Source organism: Bacillus sp. TCT6 (genome assembly GCF_056033845.1).
Genome location: NZ_JBVYHX010000001.1, coordinates 2,344,157 through 2,369,779, shown reverse-complemented (window position 1 = coordinate 2,369,779; position 25,623 = coordinate 2,344,157). Strand labels below are relative to the sequence as shown.

The following is a 25,623-nucleotide window of genomic DNA, read 5'->3' as shown; positions in this document are numbered from 1 at the left end:
TAAGGGAATCGTTATTTTTTTACAGTTTTTTTATTATGGAATTCAAAATAACTAATTATAATAGGTGAAAAAACAATCAATAGTTGGGTTACGGAAAGGATTCGAATTTACATTCTTTCTCAATACATATTATGGATAAATAAAGTAAAATATGGGTTAGGGTTATGTCTCATGTTGTGTTAATCCTAACAATAACTAAGGGTACATAATATGCTTTCATACCTTTGAATAATTTTGTTATAGAAGGGATGGAGATTTAAATGGCTCAAATTGTTGGTATTGATATATACCTTTGTACTGGGGCTTTAATCTATATGCGTGAGGGCCTTTCCCTAAGTCTTGTTAGGAAGTAAGGAACAGCAAGCACTTATACAATATGAATAGAGGAGAGGAATGCCTTATGAAAATACGTAGTCAAATTACATGTGCAAGTCTGGCCCTTTTAATAGCTGGAAGTTCCCTGTTATATACAACACCAACCTCAATTGTAAAAGCAGAGCCCACTCAAAATGTATCTAGTTCGTTACAAACAAATACGCAACGAGATCATACTTCCGTCAAGCAAGCAATGCGGGATACATTGCAACTTGGATACCCAGGGATACTTGCTAAAACTTCTGAGGGTGGAAAAACGTGGGGGTATGCCGCTGGAATAGCGGATCTGAGAACCAAGAAACCAATGAAAACAGATTTTCGCTTTCGCATTGGGAGTGTGACGAAGACGTTCACCGCAACAGTTGTACTTCAATTAGCTGGAGAGAATCGCCTGAAGCTAAACGACTACATCGAAGACTGGTTGCCTGGTGTCATTCAAGGAAATGGATATGATGGTAACAAGATTACTATCCGGCACATATTGAACCATACAAGTGGTATCGCTGAATACTCAAGGTCAAAAGACGCTGATTTTACGGATACAAAAAAATCGTATACGGCTGAAGAGTTAGTGAAGATGGGGATTTCTCTTCCCCCAGACTTTGCTCCAGGAAAGGGCTGGTCTTATTCAAACACAGGATACGTATTACTGGGTATCCTTATTGAAAAAGTAACTGGAAACAGCTATGCGGAAGAGGTTGAAAATCGAATTATTGAACCGCTTGAATTGTCGAATACATTCCTACCAGGCAACTCAAGTGTTATTCCAGGCACTAACCATGCCCGTGGATATGTCCAACCAGACGGAGCAAGTGAGCTAAAAGACGTTACTTATTATAACCCAAGTGCAGCTAGCTCTGCTGGAGATATGGTTTCTACTGCTGACGACTTAAACAAATTCTTCTCTTGCTTGCTCGGTGGCAAATTACTGAAAGAACAGCAACTAAAACAAATGCTTACTACAGTTCCTACAGGAAAAGAAGGAATCGATGGATATGGTCTTGGAATCTATGAAACTAAGCTGCCAAGCGGTGTCTCGATATGGGGACACTCAGGTGGCATTCTAGGGTTTACAACTCTAGTTGGAGGTACACTTGGAGGCAATCATACGTTGGTCGTCAATTGGAATAGTTTGGGTAGAACTGGCAGTCCTAATCCTTTTAAAAATATTTTACTTGCTGAATTTAGCAAGTAGGAAAAAAGGACAAATTTATCGTAGTTTTCATAGTTGAAAATGTACTTTTCTGGTTCAAAAGCCCCAACTTATTTTCAAGAAAACTTTGGGGCTTTTTTTGTTTTGGTGGCGTTTATTCTTAAGTTGATGGATGTGTGGTGCTACCCCAAAATAAAAAGATTAGGAGTGAATCCTAATCTTTTTATTTATACATATTTTTGGTTGTTATATCACTATCAATTCCAAAACGGGATATTTTGAATAAATGAAACCGTCAAAATTAGTGTTGATGCGGAACCAGCAGTTACTAAAGTTACTATTTTTCGTCCATTCTGTTCTTTTGAAGGTTTTATAAGTTCTGTAATTAACACAATCCATATTATGATAGAGACTATTGAAATAATATTTATAGACATATGTATCACATCCCTTCTTGTTTTTACATAAATATTTCTTCTTTTATAAAATAAAAGCAATTTAACAAGAAAACATGTACCTCATTAAAAATCAATATTTCCCTGTTAAACCACCTTTTTTAAATAGAAATACGACTGATAAAACGATAACAACAGCCTTCAAACTTCCCCAATATGGATAAATAGTATGATCTGTTAGACTAGCATATTGAAAAATATTCTCTAAACCGAAAATTCCTATCATGACTGCTAAAATAAATGAAGCTGATCCATACGTCCCGTTATGATAGAGGGTAAATAAGTATATTGCACATATAAGTGGTACGATGATTTGTAATAAGAGTGTCATAATTAGTCCCCCAGTATATTGATACTTATATTATATACAAAATTGTAATAAAAAGGAATGCGACTTATTTAATACTAACAGAACTACTCTAATCATATTCTTCTATAAAAAAGAAGAAAAAGGGGTGTACAGTTAATTGACAAAAGTTAAAGTTAATTTACGACCCATTGTTCATAACGTAAATTTACCAACCGTATTGAAAACAACGATACTTCCAGGTGAATCGACCGAAAGACTATTTATCGCAACTCAATTAGGAGAGATTTTTTACATAGGGGACGGAGTTATAAAAAAATTTTTAGATATGCGTCACCTAATTATTAAATTAGGTACATCTGAAGAAGGTGTTTCTAGTAGCGGTTATGATGAACGAGGATTACTAGGACTTGCATTTCATCCGCAATTTTATCAAAACGGTTTATTTTATCTTCATTATTCAGTAGCCGGAACTCAAGGTCCAGGTGCACTTTCTGAACAATTTAAACCGAATCCTTGTGACCCTAAAACGTTAAATTTAAAGTGGGTTAATAGAAATACGCAATATGATCACATTGATACAGTGGAAGAATGGACTTTACAATCTAACGGCCAAGCTCAAAAGCGACGAACATTACTGAATGTAAGAAGACCATTTTTTAATCATAACGGAGTCAATAGTTTAAACTTTTCACCTGAGACTGGAAAACTTGTTTTTACAAATGGAGATGGCGGATCAGGTTATGATCCATTTAATTTAAGCCAAGATGATTTAGAAATAGCAGGAAAAATAATTGAAATCGATGTAAATAAAAATACATTTATAAATAACCCTCCTGTAGTTACACGCTTTAATGACCTTCCTTTATCTATACAAGAAACACTTACAGTAATTGCAAAAGGAGTACGTAATATAACCGGCATTTCATTTCAAAGGTTTTATAATCAATATATCAAATACACCGGAAATGTCGGACAGGATATTGTAGAGTCTATTTTTTCATTTGTTCAATATAAACCTATACCAGTTACAGAACTTGTTCAAATGCATTTTATGAGGTTAACTCCCAATCAAGATGGTTTTATCAATTTTGGGTGGCGAGGATGGGAAGGGGATTTACCTACTTCTTTTATACGACATTGTTCCGAAAATCAGACTTTGGATGAGAGAACAATAGTTTATTATGATGAAACAATACAAACTTCAGTGAAGCGTATTCTGCCTCTACTTAGTTATTTTCATAAAGATTTTAGAACCGATAAGTTTGGAGGAACTTCACTTACAGGAGTTCAGCCATATATGGGAAATGCAATTTCAAATTTAACGGGTAGCGTTGTTTTTACCGACCTTGCTAAGAAAGAAGATTCTCGACCGCCAGTTAAGGGTGTTTTAGCTTATACTAGAGCCGGTACAGACGGTAAACATGCTGACTTTCATGCTATTGAAACCAATTATGATTTTGGTACGCAAGCAGCTTATTATATGAGTTTAGGAACAAATTCGGCTCAAACTAGGTTATATTTAGGAGTTTACGGTTCTATGAAAGTAACTGATTTTAACAAAGGTACCATTTTTGAAATTATTCCTTGATACGATACAAATGCTCAGTCTAAAAACATAAGGAATTTATTCTGTTTCCAAAACGCAAGACTTAACTTGTCCCCCTAAAAATCTTCAATGTATTAGCATCTATTAACTTGGAGAAAGTAACTCATAAACCATATGTGTACGAATAATATAGAAAGTAATGAATGAGGTATCTTTAGGGGGTATTTTAATGAATCGTTTTGTACGTTATTGGTATCAACTGATGATAGAGCATGATATAAGCTTTGTTCATAAAAGAAACTTGTCCCTTGCGAATAAGTTAGTACTTACAGCTTTGATGAGTGCATTGGCCACCATGTTTCAAGCAGCGGGGAACTTAATTCCTGGTATAGGTTTGCTCATTAGTCCATTTTCGACATTGCCGATTTTTTTTGCTATTCTCTATTCTATTCGTGAGGGAATACTTTCTTATATTCTTACTATTTTTCTATTATTTATTATTGAGCCAAGTGAACTAATTGTCTTTCCTTTTACTACAGGCTTATTAGGTCTAGCCTTAGGACTAGCCTTTTTAAAATTCAAGAGGAGAATTTGGATTGTTTCCTTTTCAGCGACTTGTCTACTTATAGGGATTATGATCGTTCTCGATGTTTTCCGTTTTCCGGTACTTGGTCCTACTGTTCATACAACTATGGACATAAAAATTATTTTATCAATATTTATACTGAGCTTTCTATACTGCTGGATTTATGCAGGTTTTTGCAGAATAATGATGAATAGATTATGTAAAGTGTTGTATTGACAATGGCATAATGAAGATTGGAGAATGCATTCATGACTAACGTTGCAGTTAGAAGACCAAATTTGAATGATGTAGATGAACTATATTTATTTTTCCGGATAGTTATTACGAATACATACAAAAATGAAGGATTGTCACAATTATTGGATGACATAGAAAATGAAATTAACTCAAAAAAGCAGTATTTGAAAAGTGATTTTGATAGTAACGGAGAAAGTCGTTACTTTTTATTAGCAATTGATACAAGTAACGATAAAATCATTGGAACAATCGAAATTGGTCCAGCAAGTACATTGATTAATAGTTGTACAGGTGGTGTACTTAAAAATTTGTATGAAATAGGAACTGTATTCATACTTCCGGAGTATCAAAGAAAGGGAATAGGGAGTTTATTACTACATACAATGTTTCTTACATTACTTAGCAGAGGGATAACAGAATATTGTTTAGATAGTGGATATAAAAATGCGCAAAGTATATGGACGAAAAAGTTTGGAAAACCTAGCTATGTATTGAAAGATTACTGGGGCGAATCCAGTGATCATATGATTTGGAAGAACAATTTACATGATACACCTATAATATTTGAATTATAAAATGAAATATGCCTCTGAACATAGCTTTTCTTACTTATGTATGCTATTATTTATCTTTATAATAAAAGAGGACGTGAATGAACTTGATTAAAATTAGTATCCCTGAAGTTGATGTTACAATTACTGAACGTAAACAAGTTATTAAAGGAGACGAGCCAATCATTACTCCAATTAATGGATTTATCGATTTTCACTTGTTCCCTAGAGATAAAGGCGGCATTTTTATGTTTTACAATATTAATGACGAACTTCTTTTCGTAGGTAAAGCTCGTAAAATTAGACAACGTATTAAGAAGCATTTTGAAGATAATGTTTCACCAATTAAAAATCACCGTGATGAAGTATACCGCATTGATGCATGTATCGTAGAAGATCCAACAGAAAGAGAAATTTACGAAACATATATCATTAATGAATATAAAGCGAAATATAACGTTGATAAAGTATTCTACAAATAATGAACATTAATAAAAAACAATCCTAGCTAATATGCCAGGATTGTTTTTTATTTAGATTTATTCTTCATATCTTTCTCCTTTTTTCAAATGATTAGCCACAATAAAACAGAATATCCCTATAAATATAAGTACAATACCAAGCGTTTTATGTTTTCCCTCAAAGAAAGGAATATCTGAAATAACATTTGTCATACATAGTCCTAAAAATACAAGGATAGGGCCTACCCAAAGTAATACATTACCGAATTTTGTGTGCTTCCACATAATAACCCTCCTTAATTCTCTTTACATATATATCCATAAATTAAAAGTAAATTCATAGAGAAATATAGTTTTTTTCATATCGAAAATTTAACCCTCATATATTGGTACAAGCAAAAGAGAAAGGAGACCATCATGAATTGGTTAGAAGCTTTCATATTAGGTATAATTCAAGGTTTAACAGAATTTTTACCAATCAGTAGTACCGGACATCTTTATTTAGGAAGGCATTTATTTCAATTAGATAAAGCAGGCTTATTTTTAGATACGATGTTGCATATTGGGACTTTACTTGCAGTGTTTATTTATTACAAAAAAGAATTTATATATTTAATTAAAAACCCATTTTCAAAGCTCATGTTATTACTTATTGTTGGGACGATACCTGCAGTTGTTATTGGTTTATTGTTTAAAGACTTCTTTGAAGATATTTCAAAAACAGGAATCACGATCGGTTGGGAGTTTTTAGTGACCGGATTCTTTCTCTACATGGCAGATAAACAAAAGAATGGTCGTAAAAAAATGGATGACATCACATATAAAGACGCATTAATTATCGGTTCATTTCAAGCGGCTGCTATTTTCCCAGCGATTTCTCGTTCTGGTATGACAATCGTCGCTGCATTATGGAGGCAGTTAGACCGTGAAACTGCTGCTTACTTTTCTTTTTTATTATCAACGCCAGCCATTGTCGGAGCCATTATTTTGCAATTTGTAGACGTTTTTCAAGGGAAAGCAGAATCTATTTCTAGTACATCTTTAATTGTCGGAACGTTATCAGCAGCGTTTTTTGGATACATAGCCGTTTCATGGATGATTCAATATTTAAAACGTCACTCCTTAAAAGTATTCGCGTATTACGTATGGGGATTAGGTATTTTAATTTTAATGTTGCAATTTACTGATGTATTTTAAGTATAATGATAAAGAAGTTAATTAGTTTAAGATCCTGTTTCATTCATACAAGGCAGGATCTCTTTTTATTAAGGGGGAAAATATGTTTAATACGGCTATCGTTATTGGTGGAAGTATGGCAGGAAAGTTTGCAGCAAAAGCATTATCAACTTCTTTTAAAGAAGTAATCATTATAGAAACTGGTGAAAGATGGGATGGAAAGTCTTCGAGAAAAAGAGTTCCACAAAGTAATCATCCTCACGTGTTATTAAAAGGTGGAGAAAACGCAATTGAAGAATTGTTTCCTAATATTACGAACGAATTAATAGAAGCGGGTAGTATTATAAACAACTTTACGCGTGATTTGAAATGGCATCAATTCGGTCTATGGAAACAACCGTTCATAGGGGAAGTACATATGATTCAACAAAGTCGTCCTTTGCTAGAATGGCATATTCAAAAACGAATACATCAAATTTCAAATATTACTATTAAATATGAAACATTGGTTAAAGGGTTATTGGTAGATGCAAAGCTTAACAAAGTGTGTGGAGTAAAAGTTAAATATTTAGAGACAGACACACAAGAAGAAGTTCATGCAGATCTTGTAGTTGATGCGAGTGGATTTGGCTCAAAAAGTATAGAATGGCTACGAGAATACGAAATTGAAGTAAAAGAAGAGAAAGTTCGTATTGATTTATTTTACGCAACGAAAATGTTCAAACTTAAAGAAAATGAGGAGTTAGACTGTTGTAATATGCTAATGTCTCCGAGTTTCCCTGATAACCCTTATGGCGTTCTTATTCAAACGATAGAAGATAATCGTTATTTTGTTACTTTCAGTGGATACGCAAATGAGAAAGCACCACAAACAGATGATGAGTTTTATGATTTTGCTGAAAACCTATCAATTTCTAATGTTACAGACTTCCTAAACAAGGCTGAGGGAATTACTGATATAAAGACATACAAAATTCCTTATCAAGTACGCCGGCGATTTGATTTAGTGAATAATGTACCAGAAGGCTTATTAGTTGTTGGAGATGCGCAATGTCGTTTTGATCCCGTTTTCGGCCAAGGCGTATCAGTTGCTGCTATGGAGGCTCACCAGTTGCAATTACTTCTGCAAGGCAGAAAACAGCTTGATAAAACATTTACACAACAATTTTATAAAAAGACAGCTAATATAATAGAAACCCCTTGGGATATGACAACGACAGAAATATCACGTCACCCGCAGCTAAAGAGAGAATTAACTACAAAACAAAAATTTCAGCTATGGTATACGAAACAAATATATCGACTATCCGCAAGTAATTCTGATGTTTATATTCGATTAGTACGAGTGATGAATTTAATTCGTAGTCCATTTCATCTTTTTCATCCGAAAGTGCTACTATCTGTATTGCTTAATCGAAAGAAATAGCAGGAATATAATTGATTAAAAAAGAATGTATAACAGTTAGTAAATCAAGAAGGAGAATACGAGATGGAAATATACATAGAGCAACTAAAGAAACAAGATGTTAAGGATTTATTTACGTTTGAACTTACGAATAAATCTTTTTTTGAAACAATGGTACCAAATCGTGGCTCGAAATATTTTGAATTTGAATATTTCCAAAAACTACTAGACGATTTATTAATAGAACAAGCGGATGGAGATTCTTATTTTTATTTAATTCGTAATGAAGAAAAAGAAATTGTAGGGCGAATCAATTTAGTAGATATAGATACGGAAACTCGAATTAGTTCACTAGGGTATCGGGTCGGAGAAAAATTTACTAAAAAAGGAGTTGCAACAGCAGCCGTAAAATTAATTTTAGATGTAGCGAAAAATAATGAAATTACTGACATTTATGCTAAAACAACGACTAATAATCTCGCATCACAAATTGTACTAGAAAAAAGCGGATTTTCTTCTTATCAAAACGAATCAGATACAACATCTGTAGAATTAAATGGAGAACATGTGAAGTTTGTACATTATATTTGGAGAAATACTTCGCGCTTATAATAAGGAGGACTTATTCATGAATGATTTGCGTTATCCAATTGGCCAATTTACATACAAACGTCCTATAACGGAAGAAATGATTGATACATGGATTCAAGAAATTGAAGATTTACCTAATGAACTAACAAAGGCAATTAAAGATTTAGATCAGAAGCAGTTAGATACACCATATCGCGTTGGAGGTTGGACTGTACGTCAAGTAGTTCATCACGTCGTTGATAGCCATATGAATAGCTACATACGCTTTAAATTAGCACTGACAGAAAAGAATCCAACTATTAAGCCGTATAAAGAAGAGAAGTGGGCAGAGTTACCCGATTCAAAATTACCGGTAGATGTTTCACTAGTAATGCTAGATTCATTACATAAAAGATGGGTTAACCTTTTATATTCTCTAGAAATTGAAGATTTAGAAAAGACATTTAACCATCCTGAAACTGGTGAAACAAAACTTGCTGTTGCAATAGGACTATACGCATGGCATGGTCGTCATCATACCGCTCATATTACTTCTTTAAGAAAGCGTCTAAATTGGTAACATGGATATTATATTAGAGAAGGCGACAGAAACTGATGCAGAAGTTATATTTCAAATGCAAATAGACTCATTTAGCCCTTTATTACATAAATATAAAGACTATGAAACAAATCCAGCAAATGAAACTATCGAAAAAACTATTTGTAGAATAAATCAAGTAAACGGTGGCTTCTATAAAATAATAGTGGATATGAATCTTGTTGGAGCGATATGCATTTCACAAAAAGAAACACCCTCTAAATTTTGGATCAGTCCAATGTTTATTCATCCGGGTTATCAAGGAAAAGGAATTGCTCAAAAGGTGATTACATTAATTGAGGAAATATTTCCTGAAGCAACGAGCTGGGAACTTGCTACTATTTTAGAAGAAGAGAAAAATTGTTTTTTGTATGAAAAGATGGAGTATAAAAGAACAGAAGTTATAAAGAAATTAAATGATAAAACTACACTTATTTATTACAAAAAAGAAAGGTAAAGCATATAAAACACGCTTTACCTTTTTATGTTATTTTAGATTAAATATACAAAAATGATGTATTTTCTTCCAAAATACCCGGGTTAGTAATTTCTGAAATGAATAAAAATACAAGAAACCACTACTTTGTCGTATATGTCACTAACGCTTTTTGAATGCTTAAAATACTATCGTCACCTTTAAATTCTTTCGTAATTGGATCCTCCATACTAGACACCCAAATTTTAAGTTCTGCATCTAAATCAAAATGCCCAGCCGTTTCGATGCTATATTGTGTAATACTTTTATAAGGAATAGAATGGTATTCTGTTTTTTTGCCGGTTACTCCTTGTTTATCTACTAAAATAAGTCGACGATTTGTAAATACGATTAGATCACGAATTAATTTATAAGCATGCTCTACTTTTTCATCGTCTAGCATAATCTTCTCTAAATCACGTTCTACACTTTCAGAACTCGTATTTGATGCATTTCCTAAAATACCGCTAAATAAACCCATATTAAATTCCTCCTTTAATATATGTGGAATGAATTACTTATATTGTAACATGTTACTCACAAAGATATTATGACATTACTTTAGTAGTTTCTGGTTATTGTTGTAATCAGTTTATATAACCTCATCTTAAAATCTTGTGCTAATATGAAATTAAGAAAAAAGAAGCAGAGGGATATAACATGAAGAATATCGGTTTAGTATTAGAGGGCGGAGGAATGAAAGGTTTATATACTGCAGGTGTACTCGAATATTTCATGGAAAAGAACTTATTCTTTCCGTATGTAGTCGGCGTATCAGCTGGAGCCTGTATGGGGGCAACCTATTTGTCACGTCAAAAAGGGAGAAATAAGAAAGTAAATACAGAACTAGTATCAGATTACAGGTATATATCTTATCGAAATTTAATTCGAAAACGTGAATTATTTGGGATGGACTTTTTATTTGATGAAGTACCTAATAAAATCGTCCCGTTTGATTTTCAAACTTTCTTAAACTGTAATGAACAATTTGTTATAGGGACGACTGATTGCGAATCAGGACGAGCTGTTTATTATAATAAAATAGAACATGGAAATGATATTTTAAAAATCATCCGTGCATCTAGCTCAGTTCCGTTTATAGCACCTGCTGTAGAATACGATAATCGTAAGTTGTTAGATGGAGGAATTATAGATCCTATTCCAGTTCTAAAAGCTCAAACTGATGGTTATGAAAAGAATGTAGTTATCATGACAAAACCAGAAGGATACGAAAAGCAGCGGAATAAATTTTCTAGACTGGCTAAAATTTTATATAGAAAATATCCGAATATCGCAGAATCTTTAGTAGAACATTATCGTTTTTATAATGAGACGATATCTTATATGAATCAAATAGAACAAAAAGACAACTTTTATGTCATTCAGCCTAGCGTACAACTTCCAATAAGTGGAATAGAAAGAAATAAAGAGAAACTTGTTAATTTATATAACCTTGGCTATATAGATGCTCAATATCATTATGAAAACTTATTAAATTGGATAGAGAAATAAAGGAGGAGAAAGTTGAAGTTAGGAAAAAGGGTTATTTTTAATGAATTGCAGAAAATGCCTAGTCCGCTGTACAAACCGTTTCCTTATCGCGCTACAGCAAAATTGCAGCGAAACTTAGAAAGTAGATTTACCGAAGATAATTGTATAAACGCTGATTTTAATCATCATTGGATGCATACAGCAGCTACTTTAAATTCTGTACTAAATGGAAACGAACAGAACATTACGTTTCAACAAATAAAGTGGTTAAGAAAATCGTTTTTTGAGTGGTTTCCGCAATATCGTTTTCTAGAAACAGAAATTGTGAATTATCCCATTTTGTATAGAGATTTCATAAGTTATGAGAAGACCAGGAAGCTATTACTTTATTACCTTACTGAATAAAAGCGAAAACGTACAGGTTACATTACTTGTACGTTTTTTGTTCATAAAACATTCAATATTAACAATTAGTTTATATAGGAATTCTAATGAGAAGAAAGAAGTACATATAATAGAATGATACAGGGGAGGAGAGAGGAATAGCTGTTTTGCTTTAAGTTATTGTCCAACTCGAATACAGTTAGTTATTTATGTTAAAATATTTCGAGTGAAATCAAGCTTTTAAGGATTTCATTGAACATTAAACAAAACAAGTTAGCAACGTAGAAGGGATAACATTAACATGAAAAACGTATCAAATATAGATAAAGTAGAATCAATAAAATCTTTACAGTCAACAATTAGTAAACTTGAAAATGCCTTATCACAGATGACTCAAAAAGGATTAAATACTACTTTAGTGAAAAAAAGACTCAAAGCAGCTAGTATCGGCTTAGCTATGTTAGAAAGTGTTTGGAAGCAAGAAACTCATCATTATACTCAGGAAGATTTAGCAGAAGCTCGTAATGTTCTGATTGGTTTGCTTCCATCAATTGAAAAGATTTACGTTAAGTCAAAGCTTGGGAGTCCTCAAAGAACGCTTTTAGAAAGAAGAATAAAATCGTTTGAACTTTCTATTCAAGCAATAGACAATTATTCTAGTAAATAACTTATTTAAAGAGTCTTATTACAAAAGTGTAGCAAGACTCTTATATCATTCTATCAAAATTAAATATCCTTACTGCCACATTGCAGCAAAGGCAAAACATCTTGATCTACCTCATAATTATTCTCAAACTTCACATCTTCAAGAACATTTCATTGTCTTTAATAAAAATCCATGCATTAAGTAATCTTCAATCGCAAAAACACTCAATTATTTAATTTACGAAAATGGAATACCGCCATGTATTGCTGTAGATCCTGTTAATCAGCTAGAAGAACTAACTTTTGAAAACGATATTCCTCGGATTGAAAATCAAATTTCATCTATAAATTCTAATGCAACTCAATTTCACTTTTATATGGTAGCAGGACAACTTGAAAACAAACCTCTTTTAACGGCCAATAATCACTTGTATAGAGCTTTAAAAGATAAAGGGTACCAAAACCACTTATGAAGAGTTTCAAGACGGTCATGATAGCGTGTGAGGGTGAAAAAAGTTATTTGATGGATTGAAAGCTTTGAAATAGATAAAAACCACACTATAAAATAAAAAGGAGAGAAAATCTATGAATCAGGAAGAACTCGATAAAAAATTAAAGAAACAAGAGATTTTAGTAAAAGATGAAAAAGTTTGGTCGTATACGTATGAGGATCATATTAGTTCTATCGTTAAACAAACAGAACAGAAAGGAGCTTTTGATAATTTACCTGGTAAAGGTAAACCTCTTAATCTCGATAAAGATCTTTCTTACAATCCTGAAAAGCAACTTTATAGAACTTTAGCAAATAATCATATTTTGCCTAGGTGGATTGAGCTTTCAAAAGAAATTGAAGATTTAAAAGAAAGACTAAAAGAAAATACAAATACGGCAGAAGCAGCGGAATTAATTCGAACTATCAATAAAAAGGTTTTAGAGCATAATTTACTTTGTCCGACAAGCGCGCAAAAAATGAGGGTGAAAATGGATTTTTAACGATTTTCAATTAAGCTATCGCTTACTATATAATTAAGTTAGGCATTTTCAATTCGTTACTAAAGGGAGGCAAATGTAGTGAAGAATACGTATCAACTTCAAATTCCGAAAGAACTAGAACAGTATCGTAGTATTTTAGAAGAAAGTGTGAAACCGTATGTTAAAGTGTCTGGAACATTAGCAGAGACAACGCTTTTTGAAAGTAAGTTTGGTGGTTATCCGTATTTACCTATAGATCAAGAGCATCCTAAAGACTCAAATGGACAACCTATGATGCTACTTGCGCAGTTAAACTTTGAAGAAATGCCGCATGTTGAATATATGCCTCAAAAGGGATTGTTACAGTTTTTCGTAAGTCCTGAAGAAGATCTTTTTGGAGCAGATTTTGATCATCCCACAAGCCAAAAAGACTTTCGAATTGTTTATCATTCTACAATCACAGCGGATTTAACTAAGGTAATTACTGATTTTAGTTATTTAAACACTTTACATTTAGAGAATTTTATCATACCCGAAGCAGCAAAACTAAAGTTTGAGTTGGCATATCAACCAGTAACACCAAGAGATTATCGATTTGAAATGATTTTTAGTGATAACATTGATTGGGAAGAGATTGTTGATGAAGAAAATAATATAGAATTAGGCGAACTGTATGATGATTTATGTAAAGATCAAGGACATAAAATTGGTGGATATCCATTTTTCACACAGACAGATCCGAGAGAATGGGAAGAAAAATACCAACAGCATGACATATTATTGCTGCAAATCGATACAGACGATTCATTAAATATTATGTGGGGCGATTCTGGGGTTGCTAATTTCTTTATACGTAAGGAAGAGCTGTTAAATCTAGATTTTTCCAATGTCATTTACAATTGGGATTGTTACTAGAAGATATAAATAAATTAATAGCAAACAAAAAATCTTCCTGAAGGTGAGGAGGATTTTTTATGTTAAAAATAAGCGTTATGTTAACTAGAATAAAAAACAATGAGTGTAATGAAAGGCAAGCCTAAATAACAGAAATAACAACAAATAATGTAAAGTTGTAAAACGTGTGCAAATAGCAATAAGTTCATTAAGTAAAACATAAAATAAAATTACTAATTTATATTTTGTATAGAAATAATTTTTCTGTATAAAAATTTCTTGCCGATCAAAAATGATTTGGATTCGTTAAATCTTAAGCGATTATTGAGTAAGATTTGCTGTGATGAATTTATAACAAATAAAAACGATAAAAACCGAAGAAATTTGTTTAGATAAGATTTCATATGAATCTCACTAAAAATCTCCGTTCCGTCTCATTAAGTATAGTTTACTTGGTTTTTGATACCTGTAATCGCTTTGTCTCTATAACTACCTATAATATATATTATGTTAACTAACTTCAAATTATAAACTTATTATAAATAAGTCAGTTTTTGTGATTAGCCTCCCCTCGTTCTTTTTAATCATTCTGTGTGATGGATTGTTTAGTTGTTTGTTTTATAAGTTGTTGATGAAAATGTCTCCAGATATAAATTATATTTAAGACAATAAAAAATGCAATTCGTTTTAACTGAACGCATTAAACGAATTGCATTGATATGATTACGGATAAGTTCTTAAAATTAGTTTGCTATAGCAATTGCTTCAATTTCAATTAATAAGTTATCGTTAATTAACTTTCTAACTTCGACAGCTGAACTTGCTGGTGGATTCTTAGTATCAACGTATTGATCTCGTATATCTCTAACCATGGCCATTTGAGAAATATCTGTTAGGAAAAATGTTAATTTTACTACATCATTAAATCTTAATTCCGAAGTTTCTAATGCACTTTTAATATTTTCGAAAACTTGTCGCGTTTGTGTAGCTAAATCACCAATGCCAACTATTTGACCATCAGTGTTAATCGCTACTTGTCCAGATATGTAAATTGTTCGTTTAGCGTTACTAACTTCCACTACATGTGAATATCCAAAATTTGGTGGCATCGTTTCTGGATTGATAAATTTCTTTTGCAAGGTGTCTCTCTCCTTTTTTATCAAGAAAATTGTAAAATCTATGTATTTACTATATTCAATCAATAAAATTAAGAATCCTTTATGATTTAAAAATAAAAAACCTTAGAATAGCTATCTTCATACCTATTCTAAGGTTTTTTAGGATTTTATATTTAGTTATCGCTAGTGGACATTGTTAAATTAATCTTTTCATAATCTCTTTTAAATTGATTATCATTTTTTAGCCAACGTTTGAAAGCCGATTCGCTTATTTCTAAATTTGAACAAGTTGTAGCATTACATTTATTTTTCATATATTCTTCAAGGAAATTTTGTTTTCTTTGTTTAACGGCAGTTTGAGTTTGTTTTAATTTTCGATCTTGTAATTGATCTAAACTCAGACTTTCTCTCTGAAACACTTCATATTTTCTATGCAAATAAATATCTTTGTCTTTATAAATCCAATTTGAAAATAGTTGTATTGATTTTCTTCCAGATAAAATAACGCGATAATGTTTGTTTTGATTTAGTAAATCGGCTCGTAAATTGCGATTTTGAAGAATTTGATGTAAAGAATTCATAAAGTTATATGATCCACCTACGAAATTAACTGTATAAGTTTCATACTTGACGTAACCATCCCCATCAAAATACCCACGAACAAAATGATGCAAATATTCTTCTGGTACAAAAGGAAATTCGATGTTAAATGATTTACATGGCATAATTCCGTGTATGTTCATAAGGTCGTCTTTTATTGTTTTGCTATTAATATTTAGCATGTATACGCTTGTTTTTTTTGTTTTGATAAAGTGGCTGGTTTGTTTTTAGTTCTTTTTTTATATTTTCTAAAATATAACTTTCTTTTTGAGATATACTGACACATTGATTTTCTTTCTGTATAACACCATCTGCTGCTATAAACCCTAAAATATAAGCCATATTGTTTGACCACGTTTTAAAGTAATCTTCTGTTATGTCATACTTTCTCTTCCAACTCCCTATAGCGCGCCTTGGTACGTTATTGTCTGATAAAACCATACGAATATACCTTGCAGACACATTAGCAAGCACAGCGATTTCTGAGGTGCTCTTCCCTTCAGTATACAAATGCATGATTTCAGATTTTGATAGTTTACATTTTGATTTCTTTTTTCGCTCTATGTGCACTTATATCCTCTCCTTCCTTTCTTTTATTAGAGACATATTTTCTTCTATAACATACAACGAAACATATGTTCTTTGTTGCGTATAAGAAGGAATTTACTAAATAAAAACAATTTACATGTACTTAATATTTGTCTTAGCTGCTGCTGTGCGATTTGTACTTTATAGATACAAATAATGAATTTGACGGATTTAAGAAATACAAGGCATTTTAAATGACGGATTACTTTAAAATAAAATCAAAGCTGCGTCCTATAAAGGGTTTGCCTATCGTTTTATCAAATAAAGATAATGAACCGTTAGAGAGTGTTACGAAAGAAGCTAACCGTTTAGAAGTTAAAATTACAACGCCTCAAATTGGCGAATCTATTACGTTAAAATCTACAAACTATCCTTCAACAGCTTGGTGGAGAGAAATTTAATTATAAATAGAAAAAGAGCGAACTCTCTTATAAGGAATTCGCTCTTTTTCTGTATTTAAACTTATTTCACTATATTTGATTTCCCGCTATCTAAAATTCTATTTGCTGGTACACTGGACATTTCAATCACTGTATTCATACTTTTATCAGTTAGTTCAATGAGTTCGTTTTCGTGATTGATTTTCTGTAAATCCCACACCATTCCATGGAACTCGTTATGCTGTCCACTTACCTTTACAATACTTTTCGTTTTATTTGTAGGTTGTATTTGAAGGTTTGTAAATAGGTTACCACTAATTTCATTTGGCGTTGTTACATTACTATCCATAAAAATCATATTTACACAATCTTCGAGAGAGAAGTTCATAAAACGGTTGGCATTTATCCATGCATGTCCAGATTGTGGTTTCTTTGCTACTAATTTCACCCCAGTTTCCATGCCTACAACTTTTATATTTTCAAAATTAATAAATGAAATTTCATTTTCCTTCCCACCAGAATACAAAGAAATGCCGGTACCTTTATTCGTTTCTGTCCAATTGATAATATTTATATCTTTTATTTGTGTTTTGTGCCAAGTGTTATAATACTTATTTTTTCCGTCTAAATATATAACTTCAGAATTAAATTTAGGATCATCTATAGCTATATAAGCTCCTTCAATAGAAGCGTTTTTTTCTAATTCTAGAACTCTAAAATTACCTTCAACAACAAATTGTGTTCCATAACCAAATAATAACTTTACACCCTGTTTCACTACGATTGGTGACGTAATTTTATACTTCTTATCATCAAGCAATACTGTTTTAATTTTACTAGATTCTGCTTTATTAATAGCAGATTGTATTTTGTTTGAATCATTTTTACCTTTAAAGTCTTCTACATACACCTTATCATTTTTAGCTAAACCTTCTTTTTTGTTGTATTGATAAAAAGCAATAGTAATTAAAACGATACCTATGAGTAAAATAATTATTTTCTTCATCACACTCATCCTCATATAAATTTTCTCCTTAGCTACTCTTCGAATAATCTATGGCTTTTATATTTAGGTGATAATTATTTTGCTGTGTATGATAGATTACGATTCTTACTTTTTATAATGGAATTATATTATCTATAGAGTTGTCCTGCTTAGCTAATTCTTTATTCCTATAATCTATTAATTTATGATTAGATAAAATAAAATTATGCTCTAATATTAATTCATTGTGGAGCACTTCAACTAAAAATTTAGGTATCATCTCTCCTACACCGTAATTATAGTCACTAAGAATCCAAGAAACCTCTTTCCAATCTAAAATTCCTTCTGCGACTTTTTTTGGAGTGTGATATGTAAATTCATGAAGTAACTCTACTAGATAAACATAAATACCGCCAGAATATGAAGAATCCTCCCATTTAATAATGCCTTTAAATTGAATTTGGTCATACGTAACTTTTATATTAGTCTCTTCCTTTATTTCACGAATCGCATTTTCTAAAGGTGTTTCTCCCTTTTCTATCTTTCCTCCTACCCCATTCCATAATCCTTTTACCGGATCATATTCTCTATTTAACATAAGTATCTCTTCATTTCTTTTTATAAAACATAAAGTGTGCTTGTACATAATGTGATTCCTTCCTCCGTTTTTAATAAGCTCTTACTGGAGATATAAGATGGATTGCTGCAGATTGCTCTCCTGCTTCAATCAATATCGGTCTCATAGAACCGCCAAAGCTTAAAGTAATCGTTTCTTCTTTTATTGCTCTTAAAGCATCAACCATAAAACGCCCATCGAAAGATATATTTAATTGTTTTTCACCTTGAATCGCATCTATTTGTTGCGTTTCGGATATTTGCCCAATTTGAGAAGCGTTTGAAGAAATTTTAATTGTAGATTCGTTTATGATTTCTAAGTTAACATTGTTATTGGCCCATTCACTTGCTAATAAACTTGATCGGTCTACACCTTGTAATATCTTTTTTCTATCTATGTTAATAATCGTTTTAAAGTCATTTGGAATAAGGTTAGAAATATTAGGATATTTCCCTTCAATTAGTCTTGAATATAATGTAGTTGTTCCAAGCGTAAATATAATATGACTCTCTGAAAGGTAAATATATACGAATTCCGAATTGCTGTTCATTAATTTTAGAAGTTCACTAATGGTTGCGCTTGGTACAATACAATTTGCTTTTACATCTGAGGAAAGTCGCGTTTCACGTATCGCTAGTCTATGTGAGTCAGTTGCAGCACAAATAAACTTATTATTAGATAACTCTATATGCACCCCAGTAAGAACAGGTCTAGATTCATTTTTCGCTACCGCAAAGACTGTTTGTTTAAATACTTCAATCAATTGCTCTGTCTCTACCTTGATTTCTGCATGATTGTCTATAAGCGGTACATTCGGAAACTCATCTGCAGGAAATCCATTTAAACTTAATGTGATTTCTTCTGATTGTATCTTAATAATTTGCTCATTCTTACTTTTTATTGCTATATCACTTGGCATTTTCTTTATTATTTCAATGAAATACTTTGCAGGTACAACAATAGTTCCTGCCTTTAAAATAGTTGCAATTTTTTCGTCTTCAATTGAAACAGGAATGAATTTTTCAATAAAAATATTCGAGTTACTTGCAATTAAAGTAATTCCAGATTGATCTGCAGTTATTTTTATACCAGATAATATAGGAATTAAAGATTTTGTTGATATCGCTTTGTTAACTTCTGAAAGTGCTTGAGTAAATTGTTTGTGATTAACGATGAACTCCATGTTTTCCCCGCCTTACATGAGATAATATTTTTATGAAGATTGATGAACGATTGTTCCGTTAAAAAAATAAGGTACTGTTTCTTTCTTTTGTAATAAATCTAGTAAATGTTCTGGTATGCGTAAATACGGTGCTGCTATATGTAATTCCATCCAAGTAATCTCTTCGATTTCTTTTGGTCTTGATATATATGTCTCCCCGCCGATTATTTCGCCTAGAAAATTAAAGAAAATTGCATGATGATCTCTTTCCTCGAAAAAGGCTTCGCTGATAGAACAAATCCCTTTTACGTTTATATGTAACCCTGTTTCTTCTTTTACTTCCCGAATTACTCCTTCTTCTAAGGTTTCTCCTAATTTAACTGCGCCACCCGGTAATGTATAATAAGAACCATTTTCCCCTTTGTTTTTTACCATTAAGATCTTTTCATTAGTTTTATCGTACAAAATCGCGTATGTAACATTAACTTTTTTCATATGTACCTCCTCTATTTTTAATAAAAGGAATTTTCTGTCTTCTATCCATTCTACCATTAACTCCTTTTAATATATATAAGTTAGTTAAGTCTTGCCTTTACCGCTATTGGTGGAGTTAATAAGAATGGGCCACTGATATATAAAGAAAGAACGTATCTTAGGAAGATTATCCAAAGAACGTTCTTGAAGTTTTAGCATGAAAATTGATTAAATTAAAACTAAAATTAATAATAACCTCGCCTTGATTACATTTGTATTCCAAATACTAATGTTAACAAATTCTATATACTTTTTAGCCGTTTTTCTAAATAATAATGATTATGTCCTTTCGGATGATCTTCACTTACTCCAATTACTTTATATCCATGTTTTTTATAAAAAGCAGGTGCTTGAAAGCTAAAAGTATCTAAATTGATTAACCTACACTCTTTTTCAATTGCAAATTCTTCAATAAGTTTTATTAACTTGGTTCCATAACCTTCGTGTCTATATTCTTCAGAAACCCATAGAAAGTCAACGTGTACATGGTGCCAAAAAATTATTGCTGTTACCCCACCTACGATTTCTTCTTTTTCATTTCTTACTATGAAACTAACCTTTTCTGAAGGTGTTTTTTCTTCATCTGCGAGATATTTTTGATTATATTCAATTACTTTCTCTCTTATGTAATCACTATCTTCTTGTACCCACTGCTGTACTATTTTCATTTTAAGTGTCACGCTCCTTTTTACTTATCTATTCAATTTTATAATGATATTGTCCTGTCTTTAATGAGTTAGTAAAGAAGCAAAGTTAATGGAATAAAAAAGAGCCCTAACATGAGGACTCTTTTTAAAATTAAGCAACTTTCCGATGTAGATGTTTTAGTTCCTTTGTCTTCTCTGCAGTTGGTGGACGGATTAATATTGAAATAATGAAGGAAATAACACTTAAAACACCGATTATAATGAAAGTTGGTTGAAATCCCCCGAGTATCGCTCCAATAAATGATCCTGCAAGCGCACCAAATCCGAAACCTTGGTAGACAATGCCGTAATTTGTACTATGGTTTTTTAATCCAAAGAAATCTCCGACAATAGCTGGGAATATAGTTATATTACCACCGAAGCAAAAGGCGACACTTGCTACACAAGCAAAATAGATTCCGTAATTTAGCGGGATAAAACTTAAAGTAAAGACTGACAATCCTATAATAATAAACGTTGCAGAGACAATTTTCATTCGGCCGATTTTATCTGATAACGTCCCAAGAATGATTCTACCTACTGTATTAAAGATTGCAATCATAGCAACGGCGTTTGCAGCAGTTGCTGCGCTAAGTCCAACGAGTTGTACGCCGATATCTTTTACCATACTGATTAAATACAAACCACCCATACACGAGGTGAATAACATAAAAAATAGCAGATATACTTGTTTCGTTCGCATCATTTCACGCGGAGTATAGTCATTGTGTAATGTTTCAGTTACAGCATTACTTACAATTGCCTCACGTAAGAAGAACGATCCGATTAACACTAAAAGTAACACGATAATACCCCAATATAAGAATGCTTGTGATACACCAAGGTTATCGATAAGATTTCCGTTTATATATCTAAAGATTAAGCTGCCCATTCCATACGCTGATACAGATATACCTGAAATAAGCCCTTTCCGATTTGGAAACCATTTAATTAAATTAGATAGTGATGTAATATAAGCTGTTCCATCCGCATAACCAACAACGACACCAGCTAATAAATATAATAGTGGTAAAGAAGAAACTTGTGAACTAAGTATTAAGCCGAGTCCTAAAACAATTCCTGCAGTAGCAATAAGTTTTCGAAGTCCTAATTTTTTCTGCAACTTTGCTGCAAATAAAGTTGAGAATGATAAAGAAAAACTTGTTATGGAGAAAGTTATCGCTACTGAATTAAGATTCCATCCAAACTTACTTACAAGGGGTTGATTAAATAAACTCCATGTATAAATTGTTCCAAGGCCAATTTGAACAATGATTGTACCTAGAACAATTAGTAACGGATTTATAGAACTTTGTTTCATACTAACTTGTCCCCTTCTTTTATCTTGACATGAATTTTCACAGTTAGTATATCCATCATAAATTACAAGATACTGTACGGAAAATGGTAATTAAGTTCATATACACAAAAAGACACTTCATAAAGAAGTGCCTTTTGCAGGTTATATCAGATATTTCTAAAGAAAGCTTTGTTAAGATAAGACATTTTCAAATGCTTATGTATATATGTTATCAAATAATTTCTTAAATGTTATGAGACTTAAGACGTATTTTTCATTCATCATATAGTCGGATGAAAAATTAATATTCGATTTCATCAAAATCTTTCGGCTGCGGTACAGTTTGCATATTAGCTGCATCTTTAGGATCGCTATAAATTGCATTTTGCTCTGTATTTACATCTTTTATATTTTGCTTTTTATTTTTGTTCACTTTATCTTTCACTTTCAATCACCCCTTTTTGTTATAGGAGTAATTATGCCCTAATACGGTTACTAAATGTATCAGCGACTAAATTACTAAATTCACGTAAATAATATAAGTAATTATCACCGCCGTAGTTATATCTTTTATTATACATTTTTGCAACAACTACATTATATTCAGGTATTACTAAAATAGTCGGTCCAGTAATCCCTAATATTTGATACGACCCTTTTGGAATACGTTCACCAAGTTCGCTTAATTGTGCAGGCTCATTTTGGATGAACCAAAACACCCCATTTTGTGGTAGCTCTTTGTTTATAAATGTTGGACTCTGCAAACTCGTAGCAATTTTTATAACTTCTTTTGGAACGATTTGTTTATCATGTATCATGCCTTGATTTAGATGAAGATTGCCCCACTGCGCAAATTCTCTAGCTGAGACAAATAGATTTTTTTCAGTACCATCATTTACTGTACCAATTCCACTTATCGGGTCTTCATTTGGATTATTAATAATTTCAACCAAATTTTCATCTTGCTGTATTCTCCATCCTGTTTCTTGAAATTTAGCAGGTTTAAAAACACGCTCTTTTAACAATTCAGGAAAACTTTTGTTATATAGCTGATAAATAAGACGTGTCATCATTCTTACATTAATATCTCTATACGCCCATGATTGTCCCGGTTCAAATTCACGAAAAATTGTCCCGTCATTCGTTTCTTCTAATCCGTGCGAATGTGTTACTAAATGTCTTATCGTCGTTTTACCAAGCAATACAGGATCAAAGTCTTTAAAATATTTTATCGCTTCATCATCAATAGAGTTTATTTTCCCTTCGTAAAGTGCGTATGCTACCATTAAACCTAAATAACTTTTTCTCGCAGAAGCAACGTTGAATTGTGATGACGCGGTTACTTTTTTACTTGTAGAGGTATTTGAGTGGTAACCACTATAATGCTCTAGTACAATTTTATTATCTTTTATAATGCTCAGTGCTGCTGCAGAACTATGATTTTCTTCTTTTATATTTTCTACCCAAGAAATTAACTTATCATATGTATACAAATACATCCCCCTTAACACGAATAAAAAATTACCGCATGAAAGAAAAGTATAAAAGAATATTTACACCTTTCTTTCATGCGAAATATTATTGATTTTCTATACTTATATGATCCACCAGTTCCAGCAGTTAAAACAACCGAAACAACCAGCGCATCCTACACAACGACCACCACAACCTCCGCATCTTCCACCGCCACATCCACCACAGCGACCACCACAACCTCCGCATCCGCCACAACGACGTGCATCGTCTTGAATGTAGTAGTATGGATATTGACTTTGTTGTTGATCCCAATACACAACATTACCAGTTTGATAATCATTAAGATTTAATGTTTGTAGTTCATGTTGAAACTGATTCATTAAGAACCCCTCCATTTATAAATATAAATTCCGCCCAAATATTAAAGTTAATAAATTCTTGTGAACAAAGTAGAAACAAGACTATAGACTAAATGCGTACATCAACAAAATATGAACTTACACTAGGTGATGTACCTTGTTTTTCAGCCTATTTTCTTTATATTCATTCGATGGACGTATTTACTATAAATAAAGTGATTTAAAAATTACTAATCCAACAATTTAGTAGTTCATCACTTAACTTTCTTTCTAGTAATTCCTTCACTAAAGGCATTGGCATGATTTCATAATGATTTAAGGCTTCTTTATTACAATCTATCCATTGAAATGCTAAATGAGACTCGCTAGATTTCGGTGGTAAGTCCGTATGTAAATCTTGTGACTCTACTTCAAAAATGTGGTTAATTTCATGATGAAGCACTTCTTTATCTTGCCATTGATTTTCTATGACTCCTAAAAATTGTTGTATACTACAGTTTACTCCAAGTTCTTCTCTTAACTCTCTTATTAATGCATTCTCTGCTGATTCTCCAATTTCAACATGGCCACCAGGTAAAAAATAATGATGGCCAATATATTCAGCAACTAATAATTTTTCATCTTTTATCATGACTGCTCGTACAATATGATGAAATTTACTTTTCAATTGATATTCCTCCTAGTTATTCAATGTATAGTTGCTCAAAATAGTCATTTAGTATTGGTATAATATAAATCATAGGTGTTTCATACGGATGAATATCATTAATAACTTCAAGAGCATCTTTTACAAGTTCTCGTTTACACTTTATTTCAACTTTACATTCTTGCCCTTCGCATATTCGACCAATTTCTCCATTAAAAGGAGATGCCTCGTCTAACGGTCTCCAATATCCTTTCACTGAACTATAGGAAAGACAATGGTCATATTCGCCCGTTTTACATGCTCCAATTTTATTTAATTCATCCCTTAATGTTTCAATATATTCTTCAGGAATGAACACTTCAATTTTCACTTCAGTAAATTGCATATTTCATTTCACGCCTTTACTTCCTAATAGTTAAACAAATAAACGATATACTTGCTCGCCATCATACTCCTGTTCTAATGATTTGAAACTGTATCGTTCATATAGTTTCTTTGCAGAGATATTATCTTTATGTACGGTTAATCTAATTTCTTTACACGATTTAAAAGTATTTTTTATTATATTAATACTTTCTTGTAATGCTGCTTTTCCATATCCATTACCTTGCTGCGATTGATCAATAATAAATCCGTTAATCCAATACATATCTGATGTCTTTCTTACAACTGCATGCATTACAAAACCAACTATAAGGTCACCAACGTATATAGCGAATGGTATGTACTCTACATTGTCACCATCTGGTTTTATATATACTTTAGCAAGCGAAACTGCTACGGATGGAACAAATTTCAACTGATTTTCTTTAACTTGTAGCTTTAATGCTTCTTCCCAATTTTCTCTCGTAACAACCTTTAACTGGACATTCAATATTGTAAGCTCCTT

Annotated in this window: 32 protein-coding genes and 4 pseudogenes; 18 read left to right on the top strand and 18 right to left on the bottom strand. The window is 32.1% G+C overall.

What is annotated here, in order from left to right; translation table 11 throughout:
• Nucleotides 1–400: 400 nt before the first annotated feature.
• Nucleotides 401–1,570: a serine hydrolase domain-containing protein gene (locus tag AC0ONG_RS12050; RefSeq protein ID WP_000702503.1), complete on the top strand. Its 1,170-nt coding sequence runs from the start codon at nt 401–403 to the stop codon at nt 1,568–1,570.
• Between the two features lie 215 nt (nt 1,571–1,785).
• Here the strand turns inward: AC0ONG_RS12050 and AC0ONG_RS12045 are convergent, their stop codons facing one another.
• Both AC0ONG_RS12045 and AC0ONG_RS12040 read right to left on the bottom strand, forming a co-directional pair.
• A complete protein-coding gene (locus AC0ONG_RS12045) occupies nt 1,786–1,965 on the bottom strand; it encodes a hypothetical protein (protein WP_000026325.1) in 180 nt (59 codons plus the stop codon).
• 91 nt (nt 1,966–2,056) lie between these two features.
• Complete coding sequence (locus AC0ONG_RS12040) at nt 2,057–2,314, bottom strand: hypothetical protein (protein WP_000173569.1); 258 nt, start codon at nt 2,312–2,314, stop codon at nt 2,057–2,059.
• Nucleotides 2,315–2,450: 136 nt separating this feature from the next.
• Between AC0ONG_RS12040 and AC0ONG_RS12035 the strand changes: the two genes are divergently transcribed.
• The 4 genes from AC0ONG_RS12035 to AC0ONG_RS12020 all read left to right on the top strand — a co-directional run bounded on the left by AC0ONG_RS12035 (nt 2,451) and on the right by AC0ONG_RS12020 (nt 5,695).
• Nucleotides 2,451–3,881 (top strand): PQQ-dependent sugar dehydrogenase, encoded by a 1,431-nt coding sequence (locus AC0ONG_RS12035; protein ID WP_000169959.1) that lies wholly within the window; start codon nt 2,451–2,453, stop codon nt 3,879–3,881.
• 187 nt (nt 3,882–4,068) lie between these two features.
• Nucleotides 4,069–4,641 carry a hypothetical protein gene (locus AC0ONG_RS12030; RefSeq protein WP_001079230.1) on the top strand — a complete coding sequence of 191 codons (573 nt, stop codon included), beginning with the start codon at nt 4,069–4,071 and terminating at the stop codon, nt 4,639–4,641.
• A gap of 32 nt (nt 4,642–4,673) precedes the next feature.
• Complete coding sequence (locus AC0ONG_RS12025) at nt 4,674–5,237, top strand: GNAT family N-acetyltransferase (protein ID WP_000185962.1); 564 nt, start codon at nt 4,674–4,676, stop codon at nt 5,235–5,237.
• Between the two features lie 77 nt (nt 5,238–5,314).
• A complete protein-coding gene (locus AC0ONG_RS12020; RefSeq protein ID WP_001048947.1) occupies nt 5,315–5,695 on the top strand; it encodes a nucleotide excision repair endonuclease in 381 nt (126 codons plus the stop codon).
• 57 nt (nt 5,696–5,752) lie between these two features.
• Here the strand turns inward: AC0ONG_RS12020 and AC0ONG_RS12015 are convergent, their stop codons facing one another.
• Entirely contained in the window at nt 5,753–5,959 is a 207-nt protein-coding gene (locus AC0ONG_RS12015) for a hypothetical protein (RefSeq protein WP_000265474.1), read from the bottom strand.
• Nucleotides 5,960–6,091: 132 nt separating this feature from the next.
• On the opposite strand from AC0ONG_RS12015, the gene AC0ONG_RS12010 reads away from it, so the two are divergent.
• From AC0ONG_RS12010 to AC0ONG_RS11990, 5 genes are all read left to right on the top strand, one after another.
• Nucleotides 6,092–6,871 carry an undecaprenyl-diphosphate phosphatase gene (locus AC0ONG_RS12010; protein WP_001104288.1) on the top strand — a complete coding sequence of 260 codons (780 nt, stop codon included), beginning with the start codon at nt 6,092–6,094 and terminating at the stop codon, nt 6,869–6,871.
• A gap of 82 nt (nt 6,872–6,953) precedes the next feature.
• Entirely contained in the window at nt 6,954–8,276 is a 1,323-nt protein-coding gene (locus AC0ONG_RS12005) for an FAD-dependent oxidoreductase (RefSeq protein WP_474203590.1), read from the top strand.
• A 63-nt stretch (nt 8,277–8,339) separates the two neighbouring features.
• The gene (locus tag AC0ONG_RS12000) at nt 8,340–8,867 is read left to right on the top strand and encodes a GNAT family N-acetyltransferase (protein WP_000409250.1); all 528 of its coding nucleotides are present in this window, start codon (nt 8,340–8,342) and stop codon (nt 8,865–8,867) included.
• A gap of 16 nt (nt 8,868–8,883) precedes the next feature.
• Nucleotides 8,884–9,405: a YfiT family bacillithiol transferase gene (locus AC0ONG_RS11995; RefSeq protein WP_000999070.1), complete on the top strand. Its 522-nt coding sequence runs from the start codon at nt 8,884–8,886 to the stop codon at nt 9,403–9,405.
• Nucleotide 9,406: 1 nt separating this feature from the next.
• Complete coding sequence (locus AC0ONG_RS11990; protein WP_000351396.1) at nt 9,407–9,880, top strand: GNAT family N-acetyltransferase; 474 nt, start codon at nt 9,407–9,409, stop codon at nt 9,878–9,880.
• 121 nt (nt 9,881–10,001) lie between these two features.
• Here the strand turns inward: AC0ONG_RS11990 and AC0ONG_RS11985 are convergent, their stop codons facing one another.
• Nucleotides 10,002–10,379, bottom strand: a complete 378-nt coding sequence (locus AC0ONG_RS11985; RefSeq protein ID WP_000522474.1) for a PH domain-containing protein — start codon at nt 10,377–10,379, stop codon at nt 10,002–10,004.
• 179 nt (nt 10,380–10,558) lie between these two features.
• Here AC0ONG_RS11985 and AC0ONG_RS11980 point away from each other — a divergent pair, with 179 nt between their 5' ends.
• The 6 genes and pseudogenes from AC0ONG_RS11980 to AC0ONG_RS11955 all read left to right on the top strand — a co-directional run bounded on the left by AC0ONG_RS11980 (nt 10,559) and on the right by AC0ONG_RS11955 (nt 14,305).
• Complete coding sequence (locus AC0ONG_RS11980) at nt 10,559–11,410, top strand: patatin-like phospholipase family protein (RefSeq protein WP_000789282.1); 852 nt, start codon at nt 10,559–10,561, stop codon at nt 11,408–11,410.
• Nucleotides 11,411–11,422: 12 nt separating this feature from the next.
• Nucleotides 11,423–11,794, top strand: coding sequence for a YxiJ-like family protein (locus tag AC0ONG_RS11975; RefSeq protein WP_000765972.1), 372 nt, complete (start codon nt 11,423–11,425; stop codon nt 11,792–11,794).
• 280 nt (nt 11,795–12,074) lie between these two features.
• Complete coding sequence (locus tag AC0ONG_RS11970) at nt 12,075–12,440, top strand: hypothetical protein (protein WP_016098596.1); 366 nt, start codon at nt 12,075–12,077, stop codon at nt 12,438–12,440.
• A gap of 109 nt (nt 12,441–12,549) precedes the next feature.
• Nucleotides 12,550–12,964 (top strand): annotated as a pseudogene (locus tag AC0ONG_RS11965) (hypothetical protein); the annotation flags it as partial.
• Between the two features lie 39 nt (nt 12,965–13,003).
• A complete protein-coding gene (locus tag AC0ONG_RS11960; protein ID WP_016098595.1) occupies nt 13,004–13,411 on the top strand; it encodes a DnaJ family domain-containing protein in 408 nt (135 codons plus the stop codon).
• Between the two features lie 78 nt (nt 13,412–13,489).
• Entirely contained in the window at nt 13,490–14,305 is an 816-nt protein-coding gene (locus tag AC0ONG_RS11955) for a YwqG family protein (protein ID WP_000799798.1), read from the top strand.
• A 722-nt stretch (nt 14,306–15,027) separates the two neighbouring features.
• On the opposite strand, the gene AC0ONG_RS11950 is transcribed toward AC0ONG_RS11955, so the two are convergent.
• Nucleotides 15,028–15,423, bottom strand: a complete 396-nt coding sequence (locus AC0ONG_RS11950; RefSeq protein ID WP_136996922.1) for a RidA family protein — start codon at nt 15,421–15,423, stop codon at nt 15,028–15,030.
• Nucleotides 15,424–15,575: 152 nt separating this feature from the next.
• Nucleotides 15,576–16,572 (bottom strand): annotated as a pseudogene (locus tag AC0ONG_RS11945) (LAGLIDADG family homing endonuclease).
• Nucleotides 16,573–16,784: 212 nt separating this feature from the next.
• Between AC0ONG_RS11945 and AC0ONG_RS11940 the strand changes: the two are divergent.
• Nucleotides 16,785–16,883 (top strand): annotated as a pseudogene (locus tag AC0ONG_RS11940) (MBL fold metallo-hydrolase); the annotation flags it as partial.
• Nucleotides 16,860–16,991: pseudogene (locus AC0ONG_RS11935) on the top strand (MBL fold metallo-hydrolase); the annotation flags it as partial. The pseudogenes AC0ONG_RS11940 and AC0ONG_RS11935, both read left to right, overlap by 24 nt.
• A 61-nt stretch (nt 16,992–17,052) precedes the next feature.
• Here AC0ONG_RS11935 and AC0ONG_RS11930 read toward each other — a convergent pair.
• The 12 genes from AC0ONG_RS11930 to AC0ONG_RS11875 all read right to left on the bottom strand — a co-directional run bounded on the left by AC0ONG_RS11930 (nt 17,053) and on the right by AC0ONG_RS11875 (nt 25,608).
• Nucleotides 17,053–17,991, bottom strand: a complete 939-nt coding sequence (locus AC0ONG_RS11930) for a hypothetical protein (RefSeq protein ID WP_001242971.1) — start codon at nt 17,989–17,991, stop codon at nt 17,053–17,055.
• A 97-nt stretch (nt 17,992–18,088) separates the two neighbouring features.
• Nucleotides 18,089–18,601 (bottom strand): NUDIX hydrolase, encoded by a 513-nt coding sequence (locus AC0ONG_RS11925; protein WP_014895268.1) that lies wholly within the window; start codon nt 18,599–18,601, stop codon nt 18,089–18,091.
• 22 nt (nt 18,602–18,623) lie between these two features.
• Nucleotides 18,624–19,754, bottom strand: coding sequence for a DNA polymerase III subunit beta (gene dnaN / locus AC0ONG_RS11920; protein ID WP_000394477.1), 1,131 nt, complete (start codon nt 19,752–19,754; stop codon nt 18,624–18,626).
• A gap of 30 nt (nt 19,755–19,784) precedes the next feature.
• Nucleotides 19,785–20,228, bottom strand: a complete 444-nt coding sequence (locus AC0ONG_RS11915; protein WP_000757612.1) for an NUDIX hydrolase — start codon at nt 20,226–20,228, stop codon at nt 19,785–19,787.
• Nucleotides 20,229–20,509: 281 nt separating this feature from the next.
• Nucleotides 20,510–20,935: a GNAT family N-acetyltransferase gene (locus AC0ONG_RS11910; protein WP_000706901.1), complete on the bottom strand. Its 426-nt coding sequence runs from the start codon at nt 20,933–20,935 to the stop codon at nt 20,510–20,512.
• Between the two features lie 130 nt (nt 20,936–21,065).
• Complete coding sequence (locus tag AC0ONG_RS11905; RefSeq protein ID WP_000814379.1) at nt 21,066–22,274, bottom strand: L-lactate MFS transporter; 1,209 nt, start codon at nt 22,272–22,274, stop codon at nt 21,066–21,068.
• A 280-nt stretch (nt 22,275–22,554) separates the two neighbouring features.
• A complete protein-coding gene (locus AC0ONG_RS11900) occupies nt 22,555–22,698 on the bottom strand; it encodes a hypothetical protein (protein WP_000653680.1) in 144 nt (47 codons plus the stop codon).
• 31 nt (nt 22,699–22,729) lie between these two features.
• Nucleotides 22,730–23,746, bottom strand: a complete 1,017-nt coding sequence (locus AC0ONG_RS11895) for a serine hydrolase domain-containing protein (protein ID WP_098437254.1) — start codon at nt 23,744–23,746, stop codon at nt 22,730–22,732.
• A gap of 102 nt (nt 23,747–23,848) precedes the next feature.
• Nucleotides 23,849–24,109, bottom strand: coding sequence for a heterocycloanthracin/sonorensin family bacteriocin (locus AC0ONG_RS11890; RefSeq protein ID WP_001071342.1), 261 nt, complete (start codon nt 24,107–24,109; stop codon nt 23,849–23,851).
• 199 nt (nt 24,110–24,308) lie between these two features.
• Nucleotides 24,309–24,755 carry an NUDIX domain-containing protein gene (locus tag AC0ONG_RS11885; protein ID WP_000836826.1) on the bottom strand — a complete coding sequence of 149 codons (447 nt, stop codon included), beginning with the start codon at nt 24,753–24,755 and terminating at the stop codon, nt 24,309–24,311.
• 16 nt (nt 24,756–24,771) lie between these two features.
• Complete coding sequence (gene cutA / locus AC0ONG_RS11880; RefSeq protein ID WP_001160789.1) at nt 24,772–25,119, bottom strand: divalent cation tolerance protein CutA; 348 nt, start codon at nt 25,117–25,119, stop codon at nt 24,772–24,774.
• Between the two features lie 30 nt (nt 25,120–25,149).
• Nucleotides 25,150–25,608, bottom strand: coding sequence for a GNAT family N-acetyltransferase (locus AC0ONG_RS11875; RefSeq protein ID WP_098437255.1), 459 nt, complete (start codon nt 25,606–25,608; stop codon nt 25,150–25,152).
• Between the last annotated feature and the right edge of the window lie 15 nt (nt 25,609–25,623).

Bases quoted from the DNA above. Each gene is read 5' to 3' on its own strand.
- AC0ONG_RS11970 (WP_016098596.1), top strand. From the start codon at position 12,075: ATGAAAAACGTATCAAATATAGATAAAGTAGAATCAATAAAATCTTTA.
- AC0ONG_RS12045 (WP_000026325.1), bottom strand. From the start codon at position 1,965: ATGTCTATAAATATTATTTCAATAGTCTCTATCATAATATGGATTGTG.
- AC0ONG_RS11985 (WP_000522474.1), bottom strand. From the start codon at position 10,379: ATGGGTTTATTTAGCGGTATTTTAGGAAATGCATCAAATACGAGTTCT.
- cutA (WP_001160789.1), bottom strand. From the start codon at position 25,119: ATGCAATTTACTGAAGTGAAAATTGAAGTGTTCATTCCTGAAGAATAT.
- AC0ONG_RS11995 (WP_000999070.1), top strand. From the start codon at position 8,884: ATGAATGATTTGCGTTATCCAATTGGCCAATTTACATACAAACGTCCT.
- AC0ONG_RS11905 (WP_000814379.1), bottom strand. From the start codon at position 22,274: ATGAAACAAAGTTCTATAAATCCGTTACTAATTGTTCTAGGTACAATC.
- AC0ONG_RS11910 (WP_000706901.1), bottom strand. From the start codon at position 20,935: ATGAAAATAGTACAGCAGTGGGTACAAGAAGATAGTGATTACATAAGA.
- AC0ONG_RS12020 (WP_001048947.1), top strand. From the start codon at position 5,315: ATGAACTTGATTAAAATTAGTATCCCTGAAGTTGATGTTACAATTACT.
- AC0ONG_RS12050 (WP_000702503.1), top strand. From the start codon at position 401: ATGAAAATACGTAGTCAAATTACATGTGCAAGTCTGGCCCTTTTAATA.
- AC0ONG_RS12010 (WP_001104288.1), top strand. From the start codon at position 6,092: ATGAATTGGTTAGAAGCTTTCATATTAGGTATAATTCAAGGTTTAACA.
- AC0ONG_RS12005 (WP_474203590.1), top strand. From the start codon at position 6,954: ATGTTTAATACGGCTATCGTTATTGGTGGAAGTATGGCAGGAAAGTTT.
- AC0ONG_RS11980 (WP_000789282.1), top strand. From the start codon at position 10,559: ATGAAGAATATCGGTTTAGTATTAGAGGGCGGAGGAATGAAAGGTTTA.
- AC0ONG_RS11915 (WP_000757612.1), bottom strand. From the start codon at position 20,228: ATGAAAAAAGTTAATGTTACATACGCGATTTTGTACGATAAAACTAAT.
- AC0ONG_RS11930 (WP_001242971.1), bottom strand. From the start codon at position 17,991: ATGAGGATGAGTGTGATGAAGAAAATAATTATTTTACTCATAGGTATC.
- AC0ONG_RS11960 (WP_016098595.1), top strand. From the start codon at position 13,004: ATGAATCAGGAAGAACTCGATAAAAAATTAAAGAAACAAGAGATTTTA.
- AC0ONG_RS12015 (WP_000265474.1), bottom strand. From the start codon at position 5,959: ATGTGGAAGCACACAAAATTCGGTAATGTATTACTTTGGGTAGGCCCT.
- AC0ONG_RS11990 (WP_000351396.1), top strand. From the start codon at position 9,407: ATGGATATTATATTAGAGAAGGCGACAGAAACTGATGCAGAAGTTATA.
- AC0ONG_RS11925 (WP_014895268.1), bottom strand. From the start codon at position 18,601: ATGTACAAGCACACTTTATGTTTTATAAAAAGAAATGAAGAGATACTT.
- AC0ONG_RS12040 (WP_000173569.1), bottom strand. From the start codon at position 2,314: ATGACACTCTTATTACAAATCATCGTACCACTTATATGTGCAATATAC.
- AC0ONG_RS12030 (WP_001079230.1), top strand. From the start codon at position 4,069: ATGAATCGTTTTGTACGTTATTGGTATCAACTGATGATAGAGCATGAT.
- AC0ONG_RS11890 (WP_001071342.1), bottom strand. From the start codon at position 24,109: ATGAATCAGTTTCAACATGAACTACAAACATTAAATCTTAATGATTAT.
- dnaN (WP_000394477.1), bottom strand. From the start codon at position 19,754: ATGGAGTTCATCGTTAATCACAAACAATTTACTCAAGCACTTTCAGAA.
- AC0ONG_RS12000 (WP_000409250.1), top strand. From the start codon at position 8,340: ATGGAAATATACATAGAGCAACTAAAGAAACAAGATGTTAAGGATTTA.
- AC0ONG_RS12025 (WP_000185962.1), top strand. From the start codon at position 4,674: ATGACTAACGTTGCAGTTAGAAGACCAAATTTGAATGATGTAGATGAA.